18 protein-coding genes and 1 pseudogene are annotated in these 23,023 nt (G+C 44.2%); 11 read left to right on the top strand and 8 right to left on the bottom strand.

What is annotated here, in order from left to right; translation table 11 throughout:
• The first annotated feature begins 276 nt into the window (after window positions 1–276).
• Together VB118_06270 and VB118_06265 are read left to right on the top strand one after the other, a co-directional pair.
• Window positions 277–825 carry a sigma-70 family RNA polymerase sigma factor gene (locus tag VB118_06270; GenBank protein MEA4832203.1) on the top strand — a complete coding sequence of 183 codons (549 nt, stop codon included), beginning with the start codon at window positions 277–279 and terminating at the stop codon, window positions 823–825.
• Window positions 818–2,260: a hypothetical protein gene (locus VB118_06265; GenBank protein MEA4832202.1), complete on the top strand. Its 1,443-nt coding sequence runs from the start codon at window positions 818–820 to the stop codon at window positions 2,258–2,260. Before VB118_06270 ends, VB118_06265 begins: the two co-directional genes overlap by 8 nt.
• Before the next feature lie 90 nt (window positions 2,261–2,350).
• Here the strand turns inward: VB118_06265 and VB118_06260 are convergent, their stop codons facing one another.
• From VB118_06260 to VB118_06250, 3 genes are read right to left on the bottom strand one after another with little or no spacing between them, the layout of a single operon-like run.
• Window positions 2,351–4,582: an ABC transporter transmembrane domain-containing protein gene (locus VB118_06260; protein MEA4832201.1), complete on the bottom strand. Its 2,232-nt coding sequence runs from the start codon at window positions 4,580–4,582 to the stop codon at window positions 2,351–2,353.
• A gap of 58 nt (window positions 4,583–4,640) precedes the next feature.
• The gene (locus tag VB118_06255) at window positions 4,641–5,348 is read right to left on the bottom strand and encodes a DUF1854 domain-containing protein (protein ID MEA4832200.1); all 708 of its coding nucleotides are present in this window, start codon (window positions 5,346–5,348) and stop codon (window positions 4,641–4,643) included.
• A gap of 35 nt (window positions 5,349–5,383) precedes the next feature.
• Entirely contained in the window at window positions 5,384–7,690 is a 2,307-nt protein-coding gene (locus tag VB118_06250) for an ABC transporter ATP-binding protein (GenBank protein ID MEA4832199.1), read from the bottom strand.
• Between the two features lie 379 nt (window positions 7,691–8,069).
• Here VB118_06250 and VB118_06245 point away from each other — a divergent pair, with 379 nt between their 5' ends.
• The 7 genes and pseudogenes from VB118_06245 (at window position 8,070) to VB118_06215 (ending at window position 13,917) form a co-directional block, all read left to right on the top strand.
• Complete coding sequence (locus VB118_06245) at window positions 8,070–8,636, top strand: sigma-70 family RNA polymerase sigma factor (protein ID MEA4832198.1); 567 nt, start codon at window positions 8,070–8,072, stop codon at window positions 8,634–8,636.
• Window positions 8,623–9,234: a hypothetical protein gene (locus tag VB118_06240; GenBank protein MEA4832197.1), complete on the top strand. Its 612-nt coding sequence runs from the start codon at window positions 8,623–8,625 to the stop codon at window positions 9,232–9,234. Before VB118_06245 ends, VB118_06240 begins: the two co-directional genes overlap by 14 nt.
• An 18-nt stretch (window positions 9,235–9,252) precedes the next feature.
• On the top strand, window positions 9,253–9,888 hold the full coding sequence (locus VB118_06235) for a hypothetical protein (protein MEA4832196.1): 636 nt from the start codon (window positions 9,253–9,255) through the stop codon (window positions 9,886–9,888).
• Window positions 9,881–11,014 carry a DHHW family protein gene (locus VB118_06230; protein ID MEA4832195.1) on the top strand — a complete coding sequence of 378 codons (1,134 nt, stop codon included), beginning with the start codon at window positions 9,881–9,883 and terminating at the stop codon, window positions 11,012–11,014. Before VB118_06235 ends, VB118_06230 begins: the two co-directional genes overlap by 8 nt.
• A 66-nt stretch (window positions 11,015–11,080) precedes the next feature.
• Window positions 11,081–12,484, top strand: a complete 1,404-nt coding sequence (locus VB118_06225; protein ID MEA4832194.1) for an MBOAT family O-acyltransferase — start codon at window positions 11,081–11,083, stop codon at window positions 12,482–12,484.
• Window positions 12,485–12,711: 227 nt separating this feature from the next.
• Window positions 12,712–12,981, top strand: a pseudogene (locus VB118_06220) (DUF4004 family protein).
• A 192-nt stretch (window positions 12,982–13,173) separates the two neighbouring features.
• Window positions 13,174–13,917, top strand: coding sequence for a polymer-forming cytoskeletal protein (locus VB118_06215; GenBank protein MEA4832193.1), 744 nt, complete (start codon window positions 13,174–13,176; stop codon window positions 13,915–13,917).
• A 207-nt stretch (window positions 13,918–14,124) separates the two neighbouring features.
• On the opposite strand, the gene VB118_06210 is transcribed toward VB118_06215, so the two are convergent.
• The gene (locus VB118_06210) at window positions 14,125–14,829 is read right to left on the bottom strand and encodes a hypothetical protein (protein ID MEA4832192.1); all 705 of its coding nucleotides are present in this window, start codon (window positions 14,827–14,829) and stop codon (window positions 14,125–14,127) included.
• A gap of 323 nt (window positions 14,830–15,152) precedes the next feature.
• Here VB118_06210 and VB118_06205 point away from each other — a divergent pair, with 323 nt between their 5' ends.
• Window positions 15,153–15,698, top strand: a complete 546-nt coding sequence (locus VB118_06205; GenBank protein MEA4832191.1) for a DUF4364 family protein — start codon at window positions 15,153–15,155, stop codon at window positions 15,696–15,698.
• Between the two features lie 198 nt (window positions 15,699–15,896).
• Here the strand turns inward: VB118_06205 and VB118_06200 are convergent, their stop codons facing one another.
• From VB118_06200 to VB118_06185, 4 genes are all read right to left on the bottom strand, one after another.
• Window positions 15,897–17,171: an adenylosuccinate synthase gene (locus tag VB118_06200; GenBank protein ID MEA4832190.1), complete on the bottom strand. Its 1,275-nt coding sequence runs from the start codon at window positions 17,169–17,171 to the stop codon at window positions 15,897–15,899.
• A gap of 173 nt (window positions 17,172–17,344) precedes the next feature.
• Complete coding sequence (locus tag VB118_06195) at window positions 17,345–18,658, bottom strand: hypothetical protein (protein ID MEA4832189.1); 1,314 nt, start codon at window positions 18,656–18,658, stop codon at window positions 17,345–17,347.
• A gap of 184 nt (window positions 18,659–18,842) precedes the next feature.
• Window positions 18,843–21,092 carry a heavy metal translocating P-type ATPase gene (locus VB118_06190; protein ID MEA4832188.1) on the bottom strand — a complete coding sequence of 750 codons (2,250 nt, stop codon included), beginning with the start codon at window positions 21,090–21,092 and terminating at the stop codon, window positions 18,843–18,845.
• 61 nt (window positions 21,093–21,153) lie between these two features.
• Window positions 21,154–21,843, bottom strand: coding sequence for an alpha/beta hydrolase (locus tag VB118_06185; GenBank protein MEA4832187.1), 690 nt, complete (start codon window positions 21,841–21,843; stop codon window positions 21,154–21,156).
• Between the two features lie 256 nt (window positions 21,844–22,099).
• On the opposite strand from VB118_06185, the gene VB118_06180 reads away from it, so the two are divergent.
• Window positions 22,100–23,023 (top strand): hypothetical protein (locus tag VB118_06180; GenBank protein ID MEA4832186.1); only part of this gene is annotated, 924 nt, incomplete at its 3' end.

The following is a 23,023-nucleotide window of genomic DNA, read 5'->3' as shown; positions in this document are numbered from 1 at the left end:
AACATGTAATTTCAGCCGAGTAGAATAATATTTTATACTATTTTGAATAAAGGATAGAACCTACCACAGAATACTGATTCTTTTCTGATAATTATAACATACCATTCTCTCTCCTACAAGCAAAAATATTTTTCTCTCTGTGATAAAAAAGAGCCAAATCACTCTTATAGTAAGTGTAGGGAGTATACACCCGAAATAAACCGCGGAGAAAATTAGTTTTATAAAAAGGAGGCGATTGAAACGGATAAAAAAGCCATAAATGAATATTTCGAAAAAGTGTATGATCAATCTTATCGTGAGATATGCGCATATGTCATTTCCAGAATAAGAAACCCGGATGGCGCACATGACGTAATTCAGTCAAGTTATCTATCGTTTTATGACAGAATAATAAAGCATGGCATGATTCCGGATAATGAAGCAACAGCATATCTTAAAACATGCGCAAAGCATGAAATGGGTCATAAATACGGTGAATTAAACCGTTCGAAAAGAAACATTTCTCTTGATGACGAGACGCTTGACCCACAGGCTGCTGCCTTTCTCGCGGACACATCGGCAGAAGAATCAGCACTTGACCGTATAACACTCGACGAAATATGGGAAACCATCTCAAAGCTTGACGCTATAACCTACAGAATATTCATAATGCGTTATTCCGCAGAAATTCCGATAGCCGATATTGCAAATACACTCGGAATGTCTTACGGAAACGTATGCAACCGTATTTATCGAACAGTAAAAATACTTTCCAAAAAATATTCAAATTCCGCACCGCTTAAAGACGAGTGCGTATCAGAAAGGAAGGCGTGTATAATTGATTAGTAACAATGATTTAAAATCAGCGGCAAAAAAATCCGGTCTTGACAAAGAAGAAGTATTAACATCAATAAAGGAACATTTAACGGAAAGCTCCCCGGCTTCCGCACATAAAAAGTCACGCAGAATAAATTTCGGCAGGTACACCGGGATTATCGCCGCCGCTCTTGCGGTTGTTATTTTACTCCCTCTGACCGCATATGCGGTTATACCAGAATTCAGAAACTATATTAATCTGAATTTCCTTTATCAGCCTGTGACCACTGAAATACCGGAGGGATATACCGCGATTTACACTCTTGATGACCTCGAGACAGTTCGTCAAAATTTATCCGGCAGCTATATAATGATGAACGACATAAATATTCCGGATTCCGAATATGCGCCCGGCGGCAGATACGAGAACGGATTCTTGCCTATAGGCAACAGTGAAAAAATTGATGAAGGTTTTAAAGGAATTTTTGATGGAAACGGTCATACAATATTCAATTTAAAAATCGACGGAAGCTCATGCCGAAATGCGGGGCTGTTCGCTTCTGCATCAACATCAAGCATGATGGAAAAAACAACTGAACCCAATGAAAATGGCGAAGACATGGAAACATATAATAAAGACACTTTGGTGTTTCCGATTATAAAGCGCCTGAAAATTGATGGAGCCGAGCTTACTATTTCGTCAGAAACATATTATGCCGGGATCATATCCGGTATATCGTTTATCATCGCCGGCTGTGAAGTAAAGAATTCCGTTATAAATATAATGTCTAGTTATTCTTATTACATCGGGGGAATTACCGGCAAGGCTTTTTTAATAGACTCGTGCATCAGCGACGTCAGCTTTGAATTCAAAGGGACATCAGAAACTATACATTCAAAGGTCGGCGGGCTTTGCGGCTTTTCATATGCGGCTCTCACATCGTATTACAAAGGCTCTGGATGTCATGGAAACATTGATAATGTAAGCTTTTTGGGTTTATACGATGAAGCAAACAACAAAATCCCCGCCGTTATTGAAGCCGGAGTATTTGAATCAATATGTAATAAGATCAAAGAAAAATCAGGAGATTTTATGTGTGCAAAATTCCGTGCTTTTTTCATTTGGCCTGAATCACAGGGCAAGGGCTCGTCCTTGTTTATAGATGCATTTAAAACATGCTCGCTTGATGATAATACGGGGTATTATCATTTGTTGACCGATATTATGACCAATGAATCAGAATGGCTTTCAAAAACCATATCAGAAGCTTTAACAAAAGAGGAATACGAAGAGGTTTTGTCAACCAATAAATTTAAAATTAATATCATGAACTGTTATATTGTGTCTCCGGATGAAACACCGAATGCCGAATATTTCAGCGGATTTGATTATGAAAACATCTGGTATACCGGAGATGACGGACTCCCAAAGTTAAGGATATTTGATAAAACAGATAACAATTGAGTTAAATATTTTAACAGAACACCAAATAACTCACCGGAACAAGATAAACCCTGTTCCGGTGATCTGCTTTTTTTAAAGGAAGCATTGTTTTCATCCCGCCCTGCCCGTTTTCGCAAGGCTTTTCGCCATCTGGCGCTGAGCCATTACCAGCTTGTAATAAATTCCTTTTTTGGCGATCAGCTCCTCGTGAGTTCCGAATTCCGCGACATGGCCTTTATCGAGTACAAGCAGCCTGTCCGCGTTTCTCAGCGTTGAGAGACGGTGAGCGATCGCAAGCGTGGTGCGGTTTTTGGAGAGCTTCGCGAGAGCGTCCTGAATGAGCTTTTCTGTTTCCGTGTCGAGAGACGCGGTCGCTTCGTCGAGAATGAGTATTCTCGGATCGTGGAGTATTGCGCGGGCTATCGCTATACGCTGGCGTTCGCCGCCGGACATGCTGTATCCCTTTTCACCGACCATCGTATTATAACCCTCAGGCAGACAGACGATGAAATCATGCGCGTTGGCAATCTTTGCCGCCTCGATAACTTCCTCGTCTGTCGCGAACGGCGAAGCGTATTTGATGTTTTCACGGATTGTTCCGGTAAAAAGGAACGTCTCCTGAAGCACCACACCTATCTGACTGCGGAGCGCATGCTGTGAAATATCCTTAATATTGACCGAATCGATCTTTATCGTGCCTTCGTTGACGTCGTACAGACGCATGATAAGATTGATAAGCGTCGTCTTTCCACAGCCGGAATGACCGACGATGCCAATCATCTCTCCGCGCCTTATATCAAAGTTAATATGCTCAAGCACAGGGTCGTAGCTTTCGTATCCGAAGGTGACGTCATCGATGGATATATCGCCCTCGATTTTGATATCAAGAGGAAGCCCGATATCGGATATTTCTATGTTTTCCTCAAGAATTTCAAATATCTTTCCCGCCGAGGTAAGAAAGTTGGACACTGTGCGAGGAATATTAGTGATCCAGATCAAAGGCGAATACACATACGCCGCCATTGAATTGAACTGCTGAAGCTCGCCGAACAGCATTTGATTTCCAAGCACCATAAAGCTGCCGTAGAAAAGGATCAGATAACGTCCGATGCCCACAATGAAGCTTAAAATCGGAAAAAGCGTATCCCAATATTTTTGGTTTTCTATTGAAAGCTTTGTATAAACCACATTCGCTTCTTTAAAATGCTCGATTTCCTTTTTTTCCTGCCCGAAGGACTTTACGACGCGGATTCCGTTAAGAATATCCTGTAAAAGACGGTTCTGGCGCGAGCCGGCCATCCATGCTTTCATGTTACGCCGTTGTATGAAACTCCAGAATTTTGTAACAATGAACATGACAAACGGTATCGGAATTATTATGAACAGAGCCATGACCCAGTTGATGAACAAAAGCAGCGCGGCGGCGCCGGCAAGTGAGACGATTTGAATGAATATGTTCGGAAACTGATTGATTATAAAGCTTTCCACTACGTCCGTGTCGTTGCTGACGCGTCCCATTAGGTCGCCTGTTGATTTTTTATTTATCGAGCCGAGCGAAAGCTTTGAAATTTTTTCGTAAAGCAGCGTCTTCATGACGACGGAGAATTTGCCCGCCGCGACAGCCAAAAGACGAGATTGCAATACGCTTATCGCACGGGATAAAAACGCGATTGAGACTATCAGCGCGACCAGCCCGATAAAGCCCCGAGTCGTGTCCGCATCCATAATATAATTAGGATTCTGCGGCTGAAAGTACTTATCAACCGCGACCCTTTGAAGATACGGCGAAATAAAGCTTATCGCAAGCGTCACGAAGGAGAACATAAACGGAGAGAATATCATGAATCTCAGCCCTTTTGTAAGCGCCCAAAGCTTCATATACACTTCTTTTTTGTTAAGACAGAACGGACATATCTTCGTATTGTTCACATACGGTCGTCCGCATTTCGGACAGAAACGCTCCTCTGATGAATTTGTGATCGCATTGTCGGACGGAGCTTCTGCGAGAATTTCACATGCGCGCGCGATGACCTGATACCTCGGCAGATGGCGTCCGCCGATAAACCGGCATATAAGCGTCGTGCTGCCTGATATCCTGCCATAAAATCCACAGCTTCCGTACATTTGCTCCGTGGCAAAGCCGGATGCGCCGGAAAGCGGATAAACACTTATAAGCTTGCCGTTCAGTATTTTATAAATATACGCCCGGGTAATCGCGAGATATCCGGTCATATATTTTTCTTCATATATATTAAACGGCACACAGTAAAGGAGTTTCTGCCCGGCGGATTCTCTGGCGAATACAGCCGCGTCCTTTTCGGGCATGTCATACATCAGCTTCATTGCTTGTCCCTCATATGCCGAACGCAATCAAGTAAAATTGACTGCATTTCGGTCCGTATCACAGATATACTTCTATTTTTTTATAGCTTGCGGGGTCGAGCGATTTGGAATCGGGTATCTGAAAGTTATTTCCGTCCATATCGCGCATGAAAATGCGTCCGTCCTCGAGAACCCTTATATTCTGAAACGGATTCGACATGATAAAGGTCACCGGTCCGGAGGTCGTGTCGGCATCCCAATAGGAATACCCGAATTTTTCCTTGACATTCCTGATCTTTGTGATTGTCGGTGAAAAGTATCTGCGCGTAAGCTCCTCGGTAATTACCTCCCGCGATTCCTCACTCATGTCTGAAAGGTGGCGTATCATTCCGATTTCAAGCCCTCTGCCTTCTTTTTTTGAATCGGGCTCGCGCACTGAAAGAAATTCGTCCGGATTCGTGATCGGAAACGCGCGGTATACGACGACGCGCTCCACGATCTCTTTTTCTCCCTTGTGATTTGTAAAATCAAGGCTTATCAATCCGCCTTGGGAGCGGAAAAAACGCGCATTCTCTTTTGTGAGCGGTATTGATACGCGTCTCGGGATAAACAGGTCTTCAATGTTTTCCTCGTCGTCATCCGCGGCGGCTTTCGTTTCCTCAGGCTTTGTGTTTTCGGGTTTTGCTTCCCCGGGATCTTTTTCCGCAGGTTTTGCGTCTTCTTTTTTATCCGCCGTCTTAGCCGATCCGTTTTGATTGCATCCGGCGGTTTTCTTTTCCTCTGCCATAAGAACCATCCTTTCTTATTGCGGCGGCCGTACGGTCATTCCGCGATGACTTTTTTCATAGCTTCCGCCTGCAGCGAATAAAGCTTGAAGTATACTCCGCGTTTGGCTATAAGTTCTGCGTGAGTGCCCGATTCGACGATGCGGCCGTCGTCGATTGCGTAAAGCGTATCGCAGTCCTTCAGGGTTGAAAGACGGTGCGCTATTGTTATGGTGGTTTTGCTTTCAATCAGACGCGCAAGCGCATCCTGTATCTGCCGCTCGGTTTCGGTGTCCATGGCCGCCGTCGCCTCGTCGAGCACGAGGATTTTTGGGTTCAGAAGAAGCGCGCGGGCAATTGAGACTCTTTGGCGTTCGCCTCCGGAAAGCCATCTGTTTCCGGTGCCGACGAGCGTTTCGTAACCGTTCGGAAGGTTTATAATAAAATCGTGCGCGTTTGCCGCCTTTGACGCGGCGATGACCTCCTCAAAGGAAGCATCAGGACGAGCATATCTGATATTGTCGGCGATGGTTCCGTTGAACAGAAATATCTCCTGTGACACTATCGCCATATTTTTGCGTATGCAGGATATCGTGAGATCCTTTATGTTTATGTCGTCAATATAGATCTCGCCGGAAATAACGTCGTAAAGACGGGTGATCAGATTGGCGATCGTCGATTTTCCCGCGCCCGTATGTCCGACAAGCCCCACGGCCTCTCCGGGATGAATCGTCATGGATACGTTTTTGAGTATCGGACGGTTTGCGTTGTATGAGAAGCATACATCGCGGAATTCGATCTTGCCCTTCATATCCTTTAAATCTATTGCGCCCGGCTTTTCGGATATTTCCGGTATCGTATCAAGGACTTCAAACATACGCTGGGCCGAGTTTGCGGTATTGGTAAGTTGATCCGACACCTCGGTGAAAAACTGGAGCGGCGAAAATATCATCGCGGTATATCCGATATATGTAATAAACGTTCCGTAATCCATGAGGCGCTTCATGACAAGTATGCCGCCGAAGCCCCATATTGTCTCGCTGCTCATCGTTATCAGAAGTCCTATGATCGGGAATATACAGAGCTGAATGGCGTTCAGCTTTAATGTCGCCTTCATCAGTCTGTCGCTGTATCTCGTGAAGCGGTTGGTTTCGGTTTCTTCCTTGGCGAACGCCTTCACGACTCGTATTCCGTCAAGGCTGTCGCCGAGCATCGCGTTCATGGAGCTTTTGCGGCGCCAACGCAGCGTATATCCTCTCCAAAGCTTAGGGAACATGGTCTTTATTATTATAATGATTATAGGAACCGGAATGAACACTATCAGAGACAGCTTCCAGTTTATCGAAAACATAACAATCGCGGCGGTGACAAAGGTCACAACGTTCACGACGAGAGCCGGCAGGCTGTCCGTGAAGAAGCCCCTTACCGTGGCGGCGTCGTAATCGACTCTGGTTATTAGGCGTCCGGTCTGGTTGTTGTTGAAATACGACAGCGACAGGCTTTGCATTGCCGTAAATATATCAAGCTTCATGCTCAGCGTGACATTTCCGGACATTTCGGCATTGGCACGCGAACGGATGATCTGTATCACAAGCGACAGTACAGCGATAAAAAAGATGATTCCGACGCCAAGCCACACGTTCCCGCGGATGAAATTGTCGGGTTCGTTGATATTCAGCACCCGGCCGTACAAAAACGAACCGCCGAGGAACGGGTTTATCAGTGAAATGGCACAGGAGGCGGCAAGACACAGGAATATAATAACAAACTGCTTCTTATATGGAGTAAAATATTTTAAAAGGCGTTTATATATCGCACCCTTGTTGAGACAGTTGAGGCAAAGCTTTCTGTCCCGGTCATTATACGGACGGCCGCATTTCGGGCAGTAAATATTGAACGCCTCAAACATCTTGTCGTCATCTAAAATTTCCTGTCCTCCGGAAATACGTTCGCATATATCGATGAAGCAGAACAGCTTTTGCTTTTTTGCGTTTGTGCAAAAGCCCAGGTTTATTGTCGAGTCTCCCCGTTTCATGGTAAAACGGTTTGAAGAAACAAAGCTGTCTACGCCGAACTCGGAAAGCTCCTCGAGCGGACAAATAAAATCGACCTTGCCCCGGAGCGTGAATTCAGGTGATGATTTTTTGGTATTCGCTTTTGTTTTGCCCGGTTTTCCCGGAAAATCCGAATACACAGCCATACCCATGCGATAAAGCTTCTTATCGCACAGAAAAAACCAATCCTCACCGAAATTACCCTCGGAATCAAGGTCGAGACGCAGACAAACCGTTACTTTCGACGCGTCTATGCCCGATTCGACAAGGGCTCTCTGCGCGTCTGCGGTAAATTTATCAAGCGGCAGCATATGATTAAGCCTCCATACTTTCTGCCCGCGAAAATTCGCGCGCGGGAAATAAGACTTTTATATACTATACCATAATGAGCGGTTTGCGCAAGAGGTTTTTCAAATTTTTTTGTTTTTTTTATCGTTTATAATTTAACAGATAATTTATTATAGCATTTTTTTCAATATATGCTTTATCCGGAGCGCGGCCGCGCCTGAAATTGCTATTATATTTACTTCTATCGCATATTAGTTTTTTCTTTAACGGCAAAGGACAGTACGGCTTATATGCCGCGAAGAGTTGAACGGCAAAAAAATTAATGCTATAATTTAAAACATTGTAATGAATTCTATTTTTTTTCGTTATTATAGATGAGTACTCAAAACCAAGGAGGCCGGCGTGGAAGACAGCGAAATACTTGATTTGCTTTATATTCATTCTGAAAACGGACTCGGACAGTTATCAGATAAATACGGCAAACTGATTCTTTCCATTGCGTTCAATGTTCTGAACGATTATTCTGACGCGGAGGAATGCGTAAATGATACATATATGAAAATGTGGAATATCATACCGCCATACAGACCTCAGCATTTCAGACCGTTTTTGTGTAAAATAGCGCGTCAAATATCAATAGATAAATACAGACAAAGCCAGACAAGGCAAAAAGGAAGCGGCTTCAAGGTGCTTTTGTCGGAATTGGAGAATGACATCGCGGATAAGTATTCTTTTGATGATGAAACCGATTCCAGGATACTTTCTGATTATATAAACGCATATATAAGCTCTCTGAAGATCGAGTCGAGGGTTTTGTTTATACGGAGGTATTTTTTTGCGGAAAGCGTCAAGGACCTTGCAAAACGGTTTGAAATCAGCGAAAGCAATGTCGGTATAAAGCTGTTCCGGATAAGAAATGACTTAAAAAAATATCTTGAAAAAAGGGGGTATCATATTGAAAATGAATAAGCTGATCGACGCCATCGGAAGCATTGACGACAAAGCCGTTGAAAACGCCTTAGCCATTGATTCGGCGGAAAAGCTAAAAGTTGCGGTTCTTCTTGAAAAGCGAAGTCTGCGGCTCCGATATATGCGCGGCATATCCGCGCTGGCCGCCTGCCTGTGCCTTATGATTTTTGGCGGCGCTGTTTTGCGCAATGCTTTATATCATGAAAAACCGGTTAAGGCGGTATCACCGATTACCGAAGTATCGTCAGCCGATGAAATGAAAAAATACCTCGGATTCGATTTTCCCGTATTGACGGAAAAGTCTCCGGATAAATATCTGATATATTCTTTTAACGGAGAGGCTCAAAAGGGCTGTGTCAGATACGGCGACGGCTCAGAGCTTAGCGCCGCGCACGGCACCGGAGACATCAGCGGGATATTCGGCGCAAAGCTGACAGGATCAAAAACCACAGATGGCATATCGGTATATTATTATTCTATGGATAATTATAATTATGCTATATGGAAACACAACGGGTTTTCTTATTGCTATATCGCCGCCGAAGACGAGACGGATTTATGCTCGACAATCGGCGAAATAATAGAAATTATAAAATAGAGAAAGAGATACATAAAAATGAAAAACACAATAGCATTTACATTGGTTCTCGCCTTTTTTATCACGGCAGCATTATTGTCCGGCTGTCAAAACAAAAAAGCTCCCGAGGAAACCGGAAAAAGCACGCAAAAAACCTCCGAAACAGCAACCGTGACTTGTGAAGCAAAGACAGCATTCAACGGTAAAGCGGGAGACATCCTGGATCAGATTATAAAAAAGGCAATCGAGCTTGACACAGACAAGGAATACGGGATTGAATCAATAGAGTGCAGTCATAACGCAATCGACTCCGATAACTGCACGGATATTCTCGGGCTTACGACGGAGGAATTTACGGCGGGAGTGGAAGAGGCGGTTGAATCAAAGCCGGAGGGCTCCTGGTTTACCCATTCGATCGTCGTTGTCAAGGCAAAGGATGGCACCGATGCCGCCGCGCTTGCTGAAAAAATAGTGAAAAATACTAAGCCTAACCGCTTCGGCTGCCTTAAGCCCGAGGCCATAGTGGGAGGATATGCAGGGCAGTATATCGTGTTCACGGCATCATCGTCCACAAGCTGTGAGGCGGTTTATCAGGCTCTTTCAGCGCTATCTGCAATAGCTCCGACGAGGATCGATCGCACAAACGACTGGAGCGGCGGCGGATTGAATGGATGACAAAGTCAAAAAAGGAATATTGCCGGAGCTTATATTTACGGCTTTATTCCTGTCGCTGATATTCGGCTTCGGTATTGCGGTCATGATGAAAACTCCCGACGTTCTTTCAAAAAGCGAACGTCGGGAGCTTAAAACAAAGCCCAAAATATCATACGCCTCTGTTGCGGACGGAAGCCTTTTCAAAAACGAAGAAAAATATCTGCTTGATCAGTTTCCTCTGCGCGACGGCTTCCGGCGCGTAAAAGCCGTCAGCCAATTCTACCTGTTCGGGCAAAGGGAAAACAACGGTATCTTTATTGAAAACGGATATGCGGCGGCGATATCATACCCTCTGACTGAAAAATCAGTTTCCGTTTTTATAAAGAAAATCAATCAGCTTTATGAAAGATATTTCAAGACGGGCGCGGTCAATGTTTATACTACAATAGTACCGGACAAGGCGTATTATCTTGCCGGCGAATCCGGATGCCCGGCAATCGATTATGAAGCATTGCGGAACAGGATAAAAAGCGAATGCGGCGGAACCTATATCGGTATTTTTGACACCCTGTCCGCCGAAAGCTATTACAGAACCGACACCCACTGGAGGCAAAACAGGATCGTTAATACGGCAGACAGGCTTCTCGGCGCCATGGGTGCCGGAAAATGTGATAATCTGACCGAAGGCAAAACGCTTTCCCCGTTCTTCGGCGTTTATTACGGTCAGTCCGCTCTGCCGCTGTCTCCGGACACGATCACTTATATGACCTCCGATGTCATCAATTCCGCCAGGGTGCGGCGCGCCGATAAAACCACGGGCGAGCTGCTCTCGGGCAGGATGTATTACGATGAATATATAAACGCCGATGACGCATATGATGTTTTTCTCGGAGGCGCCTGCACGGTTACGGTATTGGACAACACAAAAAGCTCCGGCGGAAAAACGCTGTATCTGTTAAGCGATTCTTTCGGACGCAGCCTTGCCCCGCTTTTTCTTTCCTGTTATAAAAGGGTGGTTATATTCGATATACGCTATATTAAAATGTCTTCCGCTCTCCAAAAGATATCTCTGGAGCCTGGAAGCGATGTCCTCATGGCATACAGCGTTTCCGCGATCGATGTCAGCAGCAATTTACAGACTGATTAAGCAGCAATCAAGTTTTGCGCCGGGTACGCCAAAGCTTACTTTTGATGGAAAGGCATCGTCATAAATATGGTTTTTTCAAGCATCGGCTTTTTATACGTTTTCCTTCCCGCGGTTCTGTTTGTGTATTATATCGCACCCCGGAGATGCAGAAATTCAATTCTATTGGTTTTCAGCCTTGCTTTTTACTACATAGGCGAACAAAAGCTTGTTATAATTATGCTCTTCTCCGCGCTTACCGATTATTGCTGCTCGATTTTCATTGAGAGATTCAGAAACAGGAAAGCGATAACACGTATATTCTTATGTCTGTCTCTTATTGTAAACCTTTCGCTGCTCGGATATTTCAAATACGCGGATTTGTTTATTTCAAGCTTTAACGGAGTATTCGGGACCGCGCTGCCTCTTTTGAAGATAGCGCTCCCGATAGGGATCAGCTTTTATACCTTCCAGACAATGAGCTATACTATCGACGTGTATCGCGGAGATATAAAAGCCGAAAAAAACTTTATCTCATTTACAACATATGTCACTCTGTTTCCTCAGCTTATCGCCGGGCCTATCGTGCGATATGAAACCATAGCGTGTGAGCTTCATGACAGAAAAACGACGCTTGACGGATTTGCGTCAGGCATTCGGCGGTTCTGTGTCGGGTTGGGTAAAAAAGTTCTGATAGCAAATACGCTTGCGGGACTTTCTCAAATGTATGACAAAGCGAATACCCACACGGTATTGTTCGCGTGGGTCTGCGCCATTGCCGTTCCGCTTCAGATTTATTTTGACTTTTCCGGATATTCGGATATGGCGATAGGTCTGGGCAGAATGTTCGGATTTAATTTTCCTGAGAATTTTAATTATCCCTTCGTTTCAAGAAGCGCGACTGAATTTTGGCGCCGCTGGCACATTACACTCGGCACATGGTTTAAGGATTACGTATATATTCCGATGGGCGGAAACCGCGTAAATCCCACGAGGCACATTTTCAATCTGTTGGTCGTATGGTTCGCGACCGGATTATGGCACGGAGCGGCGTATAATTTTATCCTTTGGGGTCTGTATTACGGCGTTCTTCTGACTGCCGAAAAATTTTTGTATATAAAACATCTTGAAAAGTCCGAGCTTTTTTCACATATATATTTTATTTTGATTACGGTAACGGGCTTTGAGATATTCAGCGCGAATTCGCTTGCCGATATCGCAAAACGGTTTGGTGAGCTTGTCGGAATAGGAGCCGCAGGATTCACAAACACCGAAAGCTCTTATTATTCGCTCAGCTATCTTACGGTTTTGATCATTGCGGTCGTTTTGTCCGTGCCTCTGCTGAAAAATTTAATGAATAAATTCGAGAAGCACAGATATTTTAACGCGACATATAAATATTCGGCATATGCCGCCTGTATCGGGCTTCTTATTATAAGCACTGCATATCTGATCGACGGATCATATAATCCGTTTCTTTATTTCAGATTCTGATGAACATAACGGCAAACGGGATGCGCGGCTTCCTTGAAAAGCCTCTGTCAAGATACTTCATATAAAATAACAGGATATAACCTTAATGCCGTAATCCAATATATCTGCGAACCGAGCTTCCGCATTATAAATATGCGGAAGCTTTTTTTGCCTTGCGCTATTGACAACGTAACAATGTTATGATATTATATGTTCGTAACATTGTTACGGGATATCGGAGGGACAAATTGAATAACGAAAACAAAAAATCCCCCGGCGGTGCTGGTTCCGGGGACGCGCTGATATCAAAAAAGGATCTGCTGTCCGAATTCGGAATTTCATACGGGGCTCTTTACAGGTGGAAGCGCATGGGGCTTATACCGGAAGAATGGTTTATTAAAAAATCAGTTTCTACCGGACAGGAGACGTTTTTCCCGCGTGAACTCATATGTGAACGGATAGAAAAGATAATCGGGATGAAAGAAAGCGCGTCGCTTGATGAGATGAAGGCTGTGTTCGATATGCCCTCGGACATGAAAACGCCGATGCTTGTAATCGAAAGCGCATATGGTGTAAATAAATACGATATTAACAAGCTCAAATCGATAAAGCTGTCCGACGGAAGCAGGGAAACCGAGATCATCGGGCTCGTCAGCGAGCTGTTTTACGGCAAGACAAACGGCAATAAATAATCAATTAAAACGAAAGGCATGGCGATAATTATGAACGATATCAAAATATCCGGAAGCGGAAAAATTTCCGGCGGCGAATATGACGCCATATCGGTATCCGGCTCGGCAAAAATATCCGGAAGCATCGGATGCTCTGAAATGAAAGTGTCAGGGTCCTGCAAGGTTGAGGGCGACGTATTCTGTCGCGGCGACGTCAGGGTTTCCGGTTCATGTAAAATAGACGGCTCCGTAACTGCGGAAAATTCTCTGCATGTTTCGGGCTCATTTGTTTGCGAAGGAAATCTCAAAGCCGGAAAAATCGCCGCTTCCGGTGGAATTACCATAAATAAAAACATATCCGCTTCAAGCGTGGAAATTTCCGGCGGGATAAAGGTCGGAGGAGATATATCGGGAGAACAGGTTGAATTGAGAGGCTGCGCTGATATAGGAGGACTTTTAAACGCTGAACAGGTTTCCATTGAGCTTGACGGAACAGGGATAAATAAAAGCGAAATCGAATCGATCGGCGGCGGAACTATCACGGTAAAAAGACGCGGCGAAGGAAAATGGGGGATTTTCGGCGTATGGAATAAGAATTATCCGACGCTGAACGTTAAAGGCTCAATAGAGGGAGACTCGATTTCCCTGACTGACACCTCTGCCTCTGTCGTACGCGGAAAGAACGTCGCGATATGTGAAAACTGTAGGATCGGGCGCGTGGAATATTCCGAAGGATATACCGTTTCCGAAGGCTCTCAGGTCGGAGAAGCCGTGAAAATATAAATAATATATGCGGACGACTCTCATCTTGTTAAAAAGCTTATTCGGAAATCAAATGACAAATGTCTGCTAAATCAACGCTCCATTTGAGAAGTGTTTTTAGCAGACATTAATTATAAATTACAAATGCAGCTTGTCATTCCTCACATATCTTTAACACATATCATAGAAAATTGCTTTCATAACTGATGTTTTCACCTAAATTGCATTTTATTTTGTTCTCTCGATAATAACTGACGAAGTTATTTTATCTATTTGACTAAATTCTATAGCACTTCCCATTATATGTAAATCCGTACTGGAAATAACTATGCACGCCAAGCAGTCGGTGTCCGGGATCGGAATGCAGCATAGAACGCGATATAAGCCATCTGCGGCTGTGAATATTTCAAACGCTTTATTACCGTAAATTGTATCAATGGGTTTAGCAAACATAACACCCGGATATGGGTCTGAACCAAGTACCGTGCATAAAAGTTTTTTAACATCTTCCATTGACTCCTTTGACTCAACATCTATTACCTTTCCAAAAGTGGATACAGGTTCATTGATATAAATTTCATGTATGTAAAAAAAGCAATCCTTGGGAGCGGAAAATCTGTTCGACGCCATTTTTATAAGATATACAGGAACCTTGAACTTCATATTATATTCAACATTATTATGTATGACGGCTAATTCTTCATCCAAATATTTAATTCCGCCATCATTGAGATTTTCGGTAGAGCTCTGAGTTTGAAAATCGCTTTGGCTTTCGGTTGAAATTTGTGTATTGTAATCTCTCAGGCCTTCAGAAGAATTTTGGGGTTGGCAATCGCCTGTATTGTTACTTGTGATTTTTTCTTTGTTTCCGCAGGCGCATAACGACATTACACAAAAAATAATTGCGATAAATCCGATCTTGTTATATTTCATGAACATAATTCCTTATTCTTATTTTATTTAATTATGAAATATCCAATCTCTTTCGGAATGTTTAATTGATAACTGCTTTGTTGTCATAATTATGATATCATATTAATATTGTATTGTCAAGTTATACATAAAATATATTATATATTGAGAATAAAAAATATACTGCTAACTATGACCCCGTTTTCTTGCATGAGTGATTCCTCAAGAAGCTCATCCTTTTCGCAATAACATATAGCAAAACCGTAAACAAATAAAACACTGTTGTCAAACCGGGTGCGTTATGCTATAATCAAAGCATAATAAAAAGCGGGCGGTGATTCGAAATGGCAAATAAAATCTGCGATGAAAAAAAAGTAAAAATTTTTATATTGTTTTTGCTGGACAGGCTCAATTGCCGGCTTTCGGGCGAAACACTTACCGAAATCATACTGTGGGACGGAACGATAAATTATTTTGTCTATTGCGATTGCCTGCGCGCACTGGCAAACGGCGGTCTTGTCGACGCACAGGGGGAGGAATACAACGAAGCGTATTCGATAACCCCACTCGGAAAAAGCGTGCTTGAGGAGGTCGAATCCGACGTGCTTGAGGATGCCAAAAAAAAGCTCCTTGTAAGCGCCGCGCGCCTTCTCGCCTTCAACAGCCGGGGCAGCCGCGTCGAATCCTCCGTGAAGACGCTCGATTCCGGCGGATATGAGCTTTCGTGCGCGATTCACGACGACCGGTACAGTCTTTTCGAGCTTAAGCTGTATCTCGATAACAGGGGAGAAGCCGAAAACATGAGCAATCGCTTCGACGAAAAGGCAGAATCGATATACCGCGGCGTGCTCGCGCTCCTTACGGGCGATACAAAGCTGGTAAATTTCTAAGTCTATAAAATACGACGGGGCTGCAGCAAAAGGTAATTTTGTTGCAGCCTCAATTTTTAAGTTTGAGAAAGGATAAAAACGGTTGTTCACGGTATGTTATGGGATTAGAAAAATGCAGAGATTGTTTCTCCTAATACCCTACGGAATTATTCAATGAGCCGCGGACTTTTACTGCACTCCCTTTGCATACAGAAAGATTCATCTGAAAATAATGTCATTGCGCTTTGGACCATTAGAAATCATAGTTATAGGATATCCGAGTTTTTCTTCAATGAATTCGACATATTTTTTTGCTTGTAATGGAAGCTTATCATATGATTTTATGGAACGGATATCACATTTCCAGCCTTCTAAATATTTATAGATCGGTTTTGCTTTATTTAACTTGTCAGTTACAGGGAATTTTTCAGTTATATCGCCGTCAATGTCATACCCTACACAAATCGGAATTTCATCAAGATAGCCTAAAACATCCAGTAATGACAAAGCTACTTCGGTTGTCCCTTGAAGCATACAGCCGTAACGGCTTGCAACAGTATCAAACCAACCCATTCTGCGCGGTCTTCCGGTAGTAGCTCCGTATTCGCCGTTATCTCCGCCACGATTTCTCAATTCGTTAGCTTCATCGCCAAATATTTCGCTGACAAAGGCGCCGGCACCTACACAGGAAGAATATGCTTTAACAACTGTGACAATACTGCTGATTGAATACGGCGGCAGTCCTGCTCCCACAGCTCCGTATCCGGCCAATGGAGATGATGATGTTACAAAAGGATATATCCCGTTGTCCGGGTCACGAAGGGCGCCCAATTGACCTTCAAGAAGTATTTTCTTGTTTTGCTTGTTTGCCTCAAACAGATAATGCGTTGTGTCGGCAACATAAGGTGAAATTTTATTTTTATAATTGATAAGATAATTATAAACTGTTTCCGGATTCAGAAAACCACTTTCTCCGTATACAGCGTTTGCATACGCCGATTTAACACTTGTAACCTGGTTAATTTTTTCTTTTAGATTTTCACTATAAAGGTCTGAAATCTGAAAACCGATTTTTAGGTATTTATCGGAATAAAAAGGAGCTATTCCTGACTGGGTGGAGCCAAAGCTCTTTTTACCAAGCCTGTTTTCTTCAAGTTTATCGAACATAATATGATATGGCATTACAATTTGAGTGCGTTCCGATACCATAAGTTGTGGAGAAGGTACGCCCCTTTTAGAAAGCATATCAAGCTCTCCGAAAAAGCTGTCAAGATTTAATGCCACACCAGGTGCGATAATATTAACAATGTTGTTTCTAAAAACACCTGAAGGTAAAATATGAAGTACAAACTTGCCATATTCGTTAATGATTGTATGACCTGCATTTGCGCCGCCTTGAAATCTTATTACGATATCGGACTCTCCGGCAAGCAGATCCGTCATTTTGCCTTTGCCTTCATCTCCCCAATTACCACCGACAATTGCTTTTACCATAATCATTCCTCCAATATTAATTGCAGCTTCTTGCTACAACATACTATACAGGAATTTACAACATAAGTAAAATACATAAAGTTTATAATATCGATAAGCATATATTATGTATCAAGCGTATTATCGTTTTTGAAGCCTATAAAACCATATCTTTTTTCTAATATCTCCTTCACTTATTTGCATCTATCAAGAAGCTTTTTCGCGGTCTTCACGAATTGCTCTCCTGTTTCGGGAACAGCGCCGGTATATTTTGAAAGACGTGTTTCATAAGACATAGTCTGAACGGCATACGGCAGGTTTTTCATATTATCATGCGCAAATTTTGCCGCGACATAACCGATATTCGCGCTTCCCAGCTCTCCGACAAGAGTGTGCGCAAACGGCGATTCCTTCTTTATCTCCAGTCCTATTTCGGTGAAAACCTCTCCCGGAAGCGAGCATATCGCCGTGTCTCCGATTGAAATAACCTGCTGTTCGGCGGGCTTGGTCAAAACAGGCTCTTTATAAAGGGAAAGGATATCTTCGGCAATATCCCGGTCGTTTACGGCGGAGGATGGATTATTCGCATGCACACGGGCAAATTCCAAATCGACGGGCGTAGGCTGGCGCATGGGTATATCCATGAATTCAGTCACGCATTTTACGATCGAATCGGCTTTAACAACGGCTTTTTCACGCGCTGATAGCGCCTTATATCCCAAAAGCCTGCCCATTTTTTTATAGTGATCCGGCTTGCATGACGGAGCCTTCGTGAAGTCGAAATGATTAAGATTTCCGCAGCAGCCGTTTATAAATATGCTTATTACATCGCGTCCGAGAACCGTCTTCACGGTTTCGGAAAGCTCCGCCGGATAATCGGCGCAATAGGATGAGCCTCCGACCGTATCAAGATGGCAGGCAAAATTCGTTATCAGCGCGATGGGCTTTCCTTCCGGTGAGTCAAAGCGGAGCACGCCGACCTGTGGATCAACGGTTCCCTCCGGACTGATCGCGTCCGGATTTAAAAATCCCGGATTCATTTTGACCCCGCCGCCCTTCATATAAAACCGGCGGTTGAACGATATTGAAGCTTCGCAGTCCTCTCCGTATCCGCAAACGGCTTCCCGGCGGGAATTATAAGCCGCGACAACGGCATCGGCGGCTTTTATACAAAACCTGTCGACGCATTCGATGTTTTTTCTGCTTTCGTAAAGGTCGAAGTCGACCGGAACGGAGGTATGTGTATGCGTGGAGAAAACGATCAGCTTTTCTGGCGCGACAGGAATGTATTTCGACACCCGTTCGCGAATTTTTTTCGTTATTTCATATGATCCGCCGATTATGTCGAGCACGACAAGCCCGCAAAGCTCGTCTCCGCTTTCAAATACTGCTGCTTTTGCACAGAGCTCCGTCAGAACGCCGTTTGCACAGCGAGGCGTATAATACCCGGGTATTTCCAACCCGAATTCCGGCGTAAAAGCAAGCTCAGAAAATCCAGCCTTAAACATTTATGTATATCATCCTTTCAATTTGTTTCATGACATATAGGGGGTACGGTCGCTTTTCGAGAAAAGCTCCGCAAAAGCTTTCTGTTATTATAGACATTAAAAATTGCTCTGTATATGTTTTATAAGCTTTTGTAGATTTTATGTGAAATTTTTTGACAGAGGCCTTTCAGAGAAGGCGCGCTTTTTATCTTTTGTTTCTGTCCTTTGTCAGGCGAAGCGCGTTTGTGACGACAAACAGCGAGCTGAGGCTCATGGCGGCGGCGCTTATCATAGGATTGAGCATTAATCCGAAGGGAATGAAAAGCGCTCCTGCCGCCAGGGGGATTCCGAGCATGTTGTAGAAAAATGCCCAGAACAAGTTTTGCTTTATGTTTACCGCGACTCTTGCGCTGTATGAAATCATAAAATTGACCTCGGTGAGATCGCCGCGCATCAGAACGATATCGGCGGAATCTATCGCGATGTCCGATCCGTTTCCTACCGATATTCCGACATCGGCGCAGGCGAGTGCGGGAGCATCGTTGATCCCGTCTCCGACCATGGCGACCCTGCGGCCTTCGGAACGCAGCTTTTTTATTACCTCGCTTTTATCCTTCGGCATTACGCCCGCGACGGCTTCGTCGATACCAAGCTTGCTTTTTATCGCTTCAGCGGTGACAGCGTTGTCTCCGGTCAGCATAATTACCTTCAGCCCGGCGGATTTCATTTCTTTAACTGCGCGTTCGCTGGTTTCCTTTACGGTGTCGGCAACGGCGATTATTCCGTCGGGTATAAGAACGCCGTTTTCCTCATGCGAAAAATACAGCGGAGTTTTGCCTTGAGAGGCGAATTCTTCGGCTTTTGGCAGAAGAGGCGCAACATCTGCGCCAATTTCCGCCATATAATCGGCATTGCCACCGTAACGGCGGACGCCGTCGACGACCGCAGTCACGCCTCTGCCGAATACTGCGCCGAAATCCTCAACGAGACCGAGCTTTCCTTTATAATGCTCTCTGACCGCTTTCGCGAGCGGATGCTCGCTGCCGGATTCAAGAGAGGCGGCGCTGCGTAAAAATCCCGGATCAGAATCCGGGTATATATCTGTAACAGACGGCTTTCCCTTTGTCAGAGTACCGGTTTTGTCGAGCACTGCCGTATCGATATGCTTGATACGCTCGAGGGCCTCCGCCGATTTAACGAGTATACCGCGGGACGCGCATTTACCCATCGCGACGGTGACGGCGACCGGTGTCGCAAGCCCGAGCGCGCATGGGCAGGAGACGACAAGCACGGATATTGCCGCTTCAAGCGCAAACGATACGCCATATCCGGCAAGAATCCAGGTGATCCCCGATATCACGGAAATCGTCATGACTACAGGGACGAAAATCCCGCTGATTTTATCTGCCAGACGCGCGGCGGGAGCTTTTGAGGCGCCCGCTTCTTCGACCACGGAAATTATCCTTGAAATAGTGGTTTCGGATCCGACGCGTTCGGCCCTGATCCTGACGGAGCCGTTCTGAATTTTTGATGCGGAAATGACCGTATCTCCGGCTTTCTTGTCGACGGGAATGCTTTCGCCGGTGAGCGCCGACTGATCGAATGAAGCGGTGCCCTCTGTAATGACCCCGTCGGCCGGGGCGGATTCTCCCGGTCTGATAATAACTATGTCGCCTATTGCGATATCACCGGAAGCTATTTCTGTTTCTTTTCCGTCACGCAGGATATGAGCCTTTTTCGGCGAGAGATCAATGAGCTTTCTGAGCGCGTCGCCAGTTTTGTGTTTTGCGCGTTCCTCAAGGTATTTACCGACGGTGACGAGAGTCAATATCATTGCGGCGGATTCAAAATATAAATTCGATATATATCCCATTGCCGTTTTATCATCTCCGAGCCCGACCGCGCGGCCTATCATATAAAGCGCATAAATGCCGTATATCAGCGCCGCCGAGGACCCAACAGCGACAAGGGTGTCCATATTGGCGGCCCGTCTGAACAGAGCTTTGAATCCCCGAAAAAAGAATATCCGGTTGACATAAATAATTGGCAGCGTGAGTAAAAGCTGAGAAAGCGCGAAGGCAACGTAATTTTCAGGCTTGTGAAACAGCTCTGTAAGCGGAAGACCAAGCATATGTCCCATTGAAATATACATGAGCGGCACAAGAAAACAAGCCGATACCAGCAGTCTTGTTTTCACATCGGTAAATCCGCCGCTTTTTTCTGATTCTGAGGATGCAGGCTTGACTGTGTCGGCGGCAGAAGCCGAAAATCCGGCCTTTTCGACCGCGGAAATTATTTTTTCCTCTGTCTCTTTATCCGAATAGACACAAACCATGCTTTTGGATAAGAGGTTGACGTCGGCGGCTTTAACGCCTTCAATGCGACGAACGGCTTTTTCTACGGCAGCGGAGCAGGCGCTGCAGCTCATGCCATCTATATTGAATTTATTTTTCATATACGTACCATGCTTTCTGTATAATCGGCAATGTACTGCCCGGATATAGAATGAGCTTATTTCAAAGTTTGTATTCGCTTAAGAATTCATCCACGGCTTTGTTGAATTCCGGGCTTTTCTTTTGCGCGATGAAATGATCGCCTTTGATTATTCGAAGCTTCCCTGCGGGCAGAGACGAGCATATCAGCCTTGTGTGGCTTTCTTTTATCATATCGTCTGTCCCGACGATCACCAAAACGGGCATTTTCAGACTGCGGAGCGAATCCGGAGATATATGCGGTTGTTTTGCCATAAGCGCGTAAAGCTCTTTTTTGTGAAAAGCGTTTGCGGAAAACGGTGATAAAACAGATAATACGGCATATTGCGTAATAATGGACAGATATTCGCGCGTCTTCATGCCGGACGGAAATAAATTCGCCCCGTTGAGTATAAGGCGACGAACCAGTGCAGGATACTTCAAAGCGAACAATAGGGCAATGTTGCCGCCGTCGCTGAAGCCGAGGATATCCGCCTTATCAATTCCTAGTGAATACATAAGTTCTTTTAAATCAATAGCAAATTGATCCAGTGTAAAAAAAGCCTTCCCGCGTTCGGAGCCGCCGTGACCGCGGGTGTCCGGCGCTATTACGCGGAAGCGCGGGGAAAAGTATTCAAGCTGGCTTTCAAAGTATTCGTGGTTTTCGCCGTTGCCGTGCAGCAGCACGAGCGGATTTCCCATGCCTTTTTCAATGTAATTCAATCTTATATCCATCAGCAAGGTACCTGTTATAAATTAAATTTTTATAACTCCATTTTATCCTTTGGAGCGCTGTAAATCAATAACAAGTTATTGATTTTTCCGTTGTTAATATATTATTTGTGCTTTTTTGGATGCTAAACGCTTTATCGCACATAAAAAATTTAATTCCGACATAAAAATGATGCTTTTACGCGTTTGTTTGCTGTATAATGTTACCAGACGGCGTACATCACAATATATTATACACATTTTCGGAAAGGAAGAAAAAATGATAGCTCCAAAAACCGAATTTAAAACCATAGGCTTTAAACAGCGGAGGAAAACAGCCCTTATCTGCTTTTTCGCTGTGCTTCTTGCATTTGTCTTTTCCGCCATATCGTGTGGAGTACTGCCCAGAGAGGAGCTTTCTTCCGGATTAACCGCAAGCACAGGCGTTAATTCGGAGCCATATGTTTCCGAAGAAACGGAGAATCTATCAAAGACAGTGACAACAGATAAGAAAACAGTAACAGAAACGGCAGATAAAAAAACAGAAACCGGCGAAACAATTAATCTCGGTGAAATATTCTCAGCTTCAAGAATGACGGATTATTTTAAAGAATGTTCGTGCCTCACGGACTTCCTGTACTATCTGTCTGAAATTGATTACAGTAAATATTCACGTCAATTATCATATGCATCGTATTTCGGCTGTGAAGAATATTCCGCTATAAGGCTTAAATTCACCTTTTTTTGGCCTGAATATATTCTTGTGGAAAATTATAATGAACGCACCTTTTCAATTTATGAAATATTTGACTCCGGGGTGGTACGGGATACCGATTTTTATAATACGGAAAATATCGGAGTGAAAATGAAAAAACCGCTCAAGGACAACGCAAATTACAGTTCATCTAAAAGATCCTTTTCGCATCTGAGCAAAGGGGAAAGCGTGGATTTTTCGGCGATCTCCTCCGGCGGAGCGATCGACGGATATCTTTCCGTGAAAAGCGCGTATTCCGCCAAAGTTCTTAAAGAAAAGACTCTTTATTCCGGCATTGCATGCTTTGATTCTTCCGCTGATACCGTTCCTTATTACAGGATGCCTGATAATTCCGATATCATAAGAATTTTTGATATTATAACTGCGGAAAAACCTGCTCTTATGACTCTCAAGGATTATGATTATACGGATGGTGCGGTTAAGCTTTAT

This window comes from Oscillospiraceae bacterium (assembly GCA_034925865.1).
Taxonomy (GTDB): domain Bacteria; phylum Bacillota; class Clostridia; order Oscillospirales; family SIG627; genus SIG704.
Note: the sequence above shows the minus strand (reverse complement) of the source record. Positions and strands in the feature narration are given on the sequence as shown.

Bases quoted from the DNA above. Each gene is read 5' to 3' on its own strand.
- VB118_06250 (MEA4832199.1), bottom strand. From the start codon at position 7,690: ATGCTGCCGCTTGATAAATTTACCGCAGACGCGCAGAGAGCCCTTGTC.
- VB118_06185 (MEA4832187.1), bottom strand. From the start codon at position 21,843: ATGGATATAAGATTGAATTACATTGAAAAAGGCATGGGAAATCCGCTC.
- VB118_06230 (MEA4832195.1), top strand. From the start codon at position 9,881: ATGGATGACAAAGTCAAAAAAGGAATATTGCCGGAGCTTATATTTACG.
- VB118_06235 (MEA4832196.1), top strand. From the start codon at position 9,253: ATGAAAAACACAATAGCATTTACATTGGTTCTCGCCTTTTTTATCACG.
- VB118_06195 (MEA4832189.1), bottom strand. From the start codon at position 18,658: ATGTTTAAGGCTGGATTTTCTGAGCTTGCTTTTACGCCGGAATTCGGG.
- VB118_06190 (MEA4832188.1), bottom strand. From the start codon at position 21,092: ATGAAAAATAAATTCAATATAGATGGCATGAGCTGCAGCGCCTGCTCC.
- VB118_06215 (MEA4832193.1), top strand. From the start codon at position 13,174: ATGGCGATAATTATGAACGATATCAAAATATCCGGAAGCGGAAAAATT.
- VB118_06210 (MEA4832192.1), bottom strand. From the start codon at position 14,829: ATGAAATATAACAAGATCGGATTTATCGCAATTATTTTTTGTGTAATG.
- VB118_06200 (MEA4832190.1), bottom strand. From the start codon at position 17,171: ATGGTAAAAGCAATTGTCGGTGGTAATTGGGGAGATGAAGGCAAAGGC.
- VB118_06225 (MEA4832194.1), top strand. From the start codon at position 11,081: ATGGTTTTTTCAAGCATCGGCTTTTTATACGTTTTCCTTCCCGCGGTT.
- VB118_06205 (MEA4832191.1), top strand. From the start codon at position 15,153: ATGGCAAATAAAATCTGCGATGAAAAAAAAGTAAAAATTTTTATATTG.
- VB118_06255 (MEA4832200.1), bottom strand. From the start codon at position 5,348: ATGGCAGAGGAAAAGAAAACCGCCGGATGCAATCAAAACGGATCGGCT.
- VB118_06260 (MEA4832201.1), bottom strand. From the start codon at position 4,582: ATGAAGCTGATGTATGACATGCCCGAAAAGGACGCGGCTGTATTCGCC.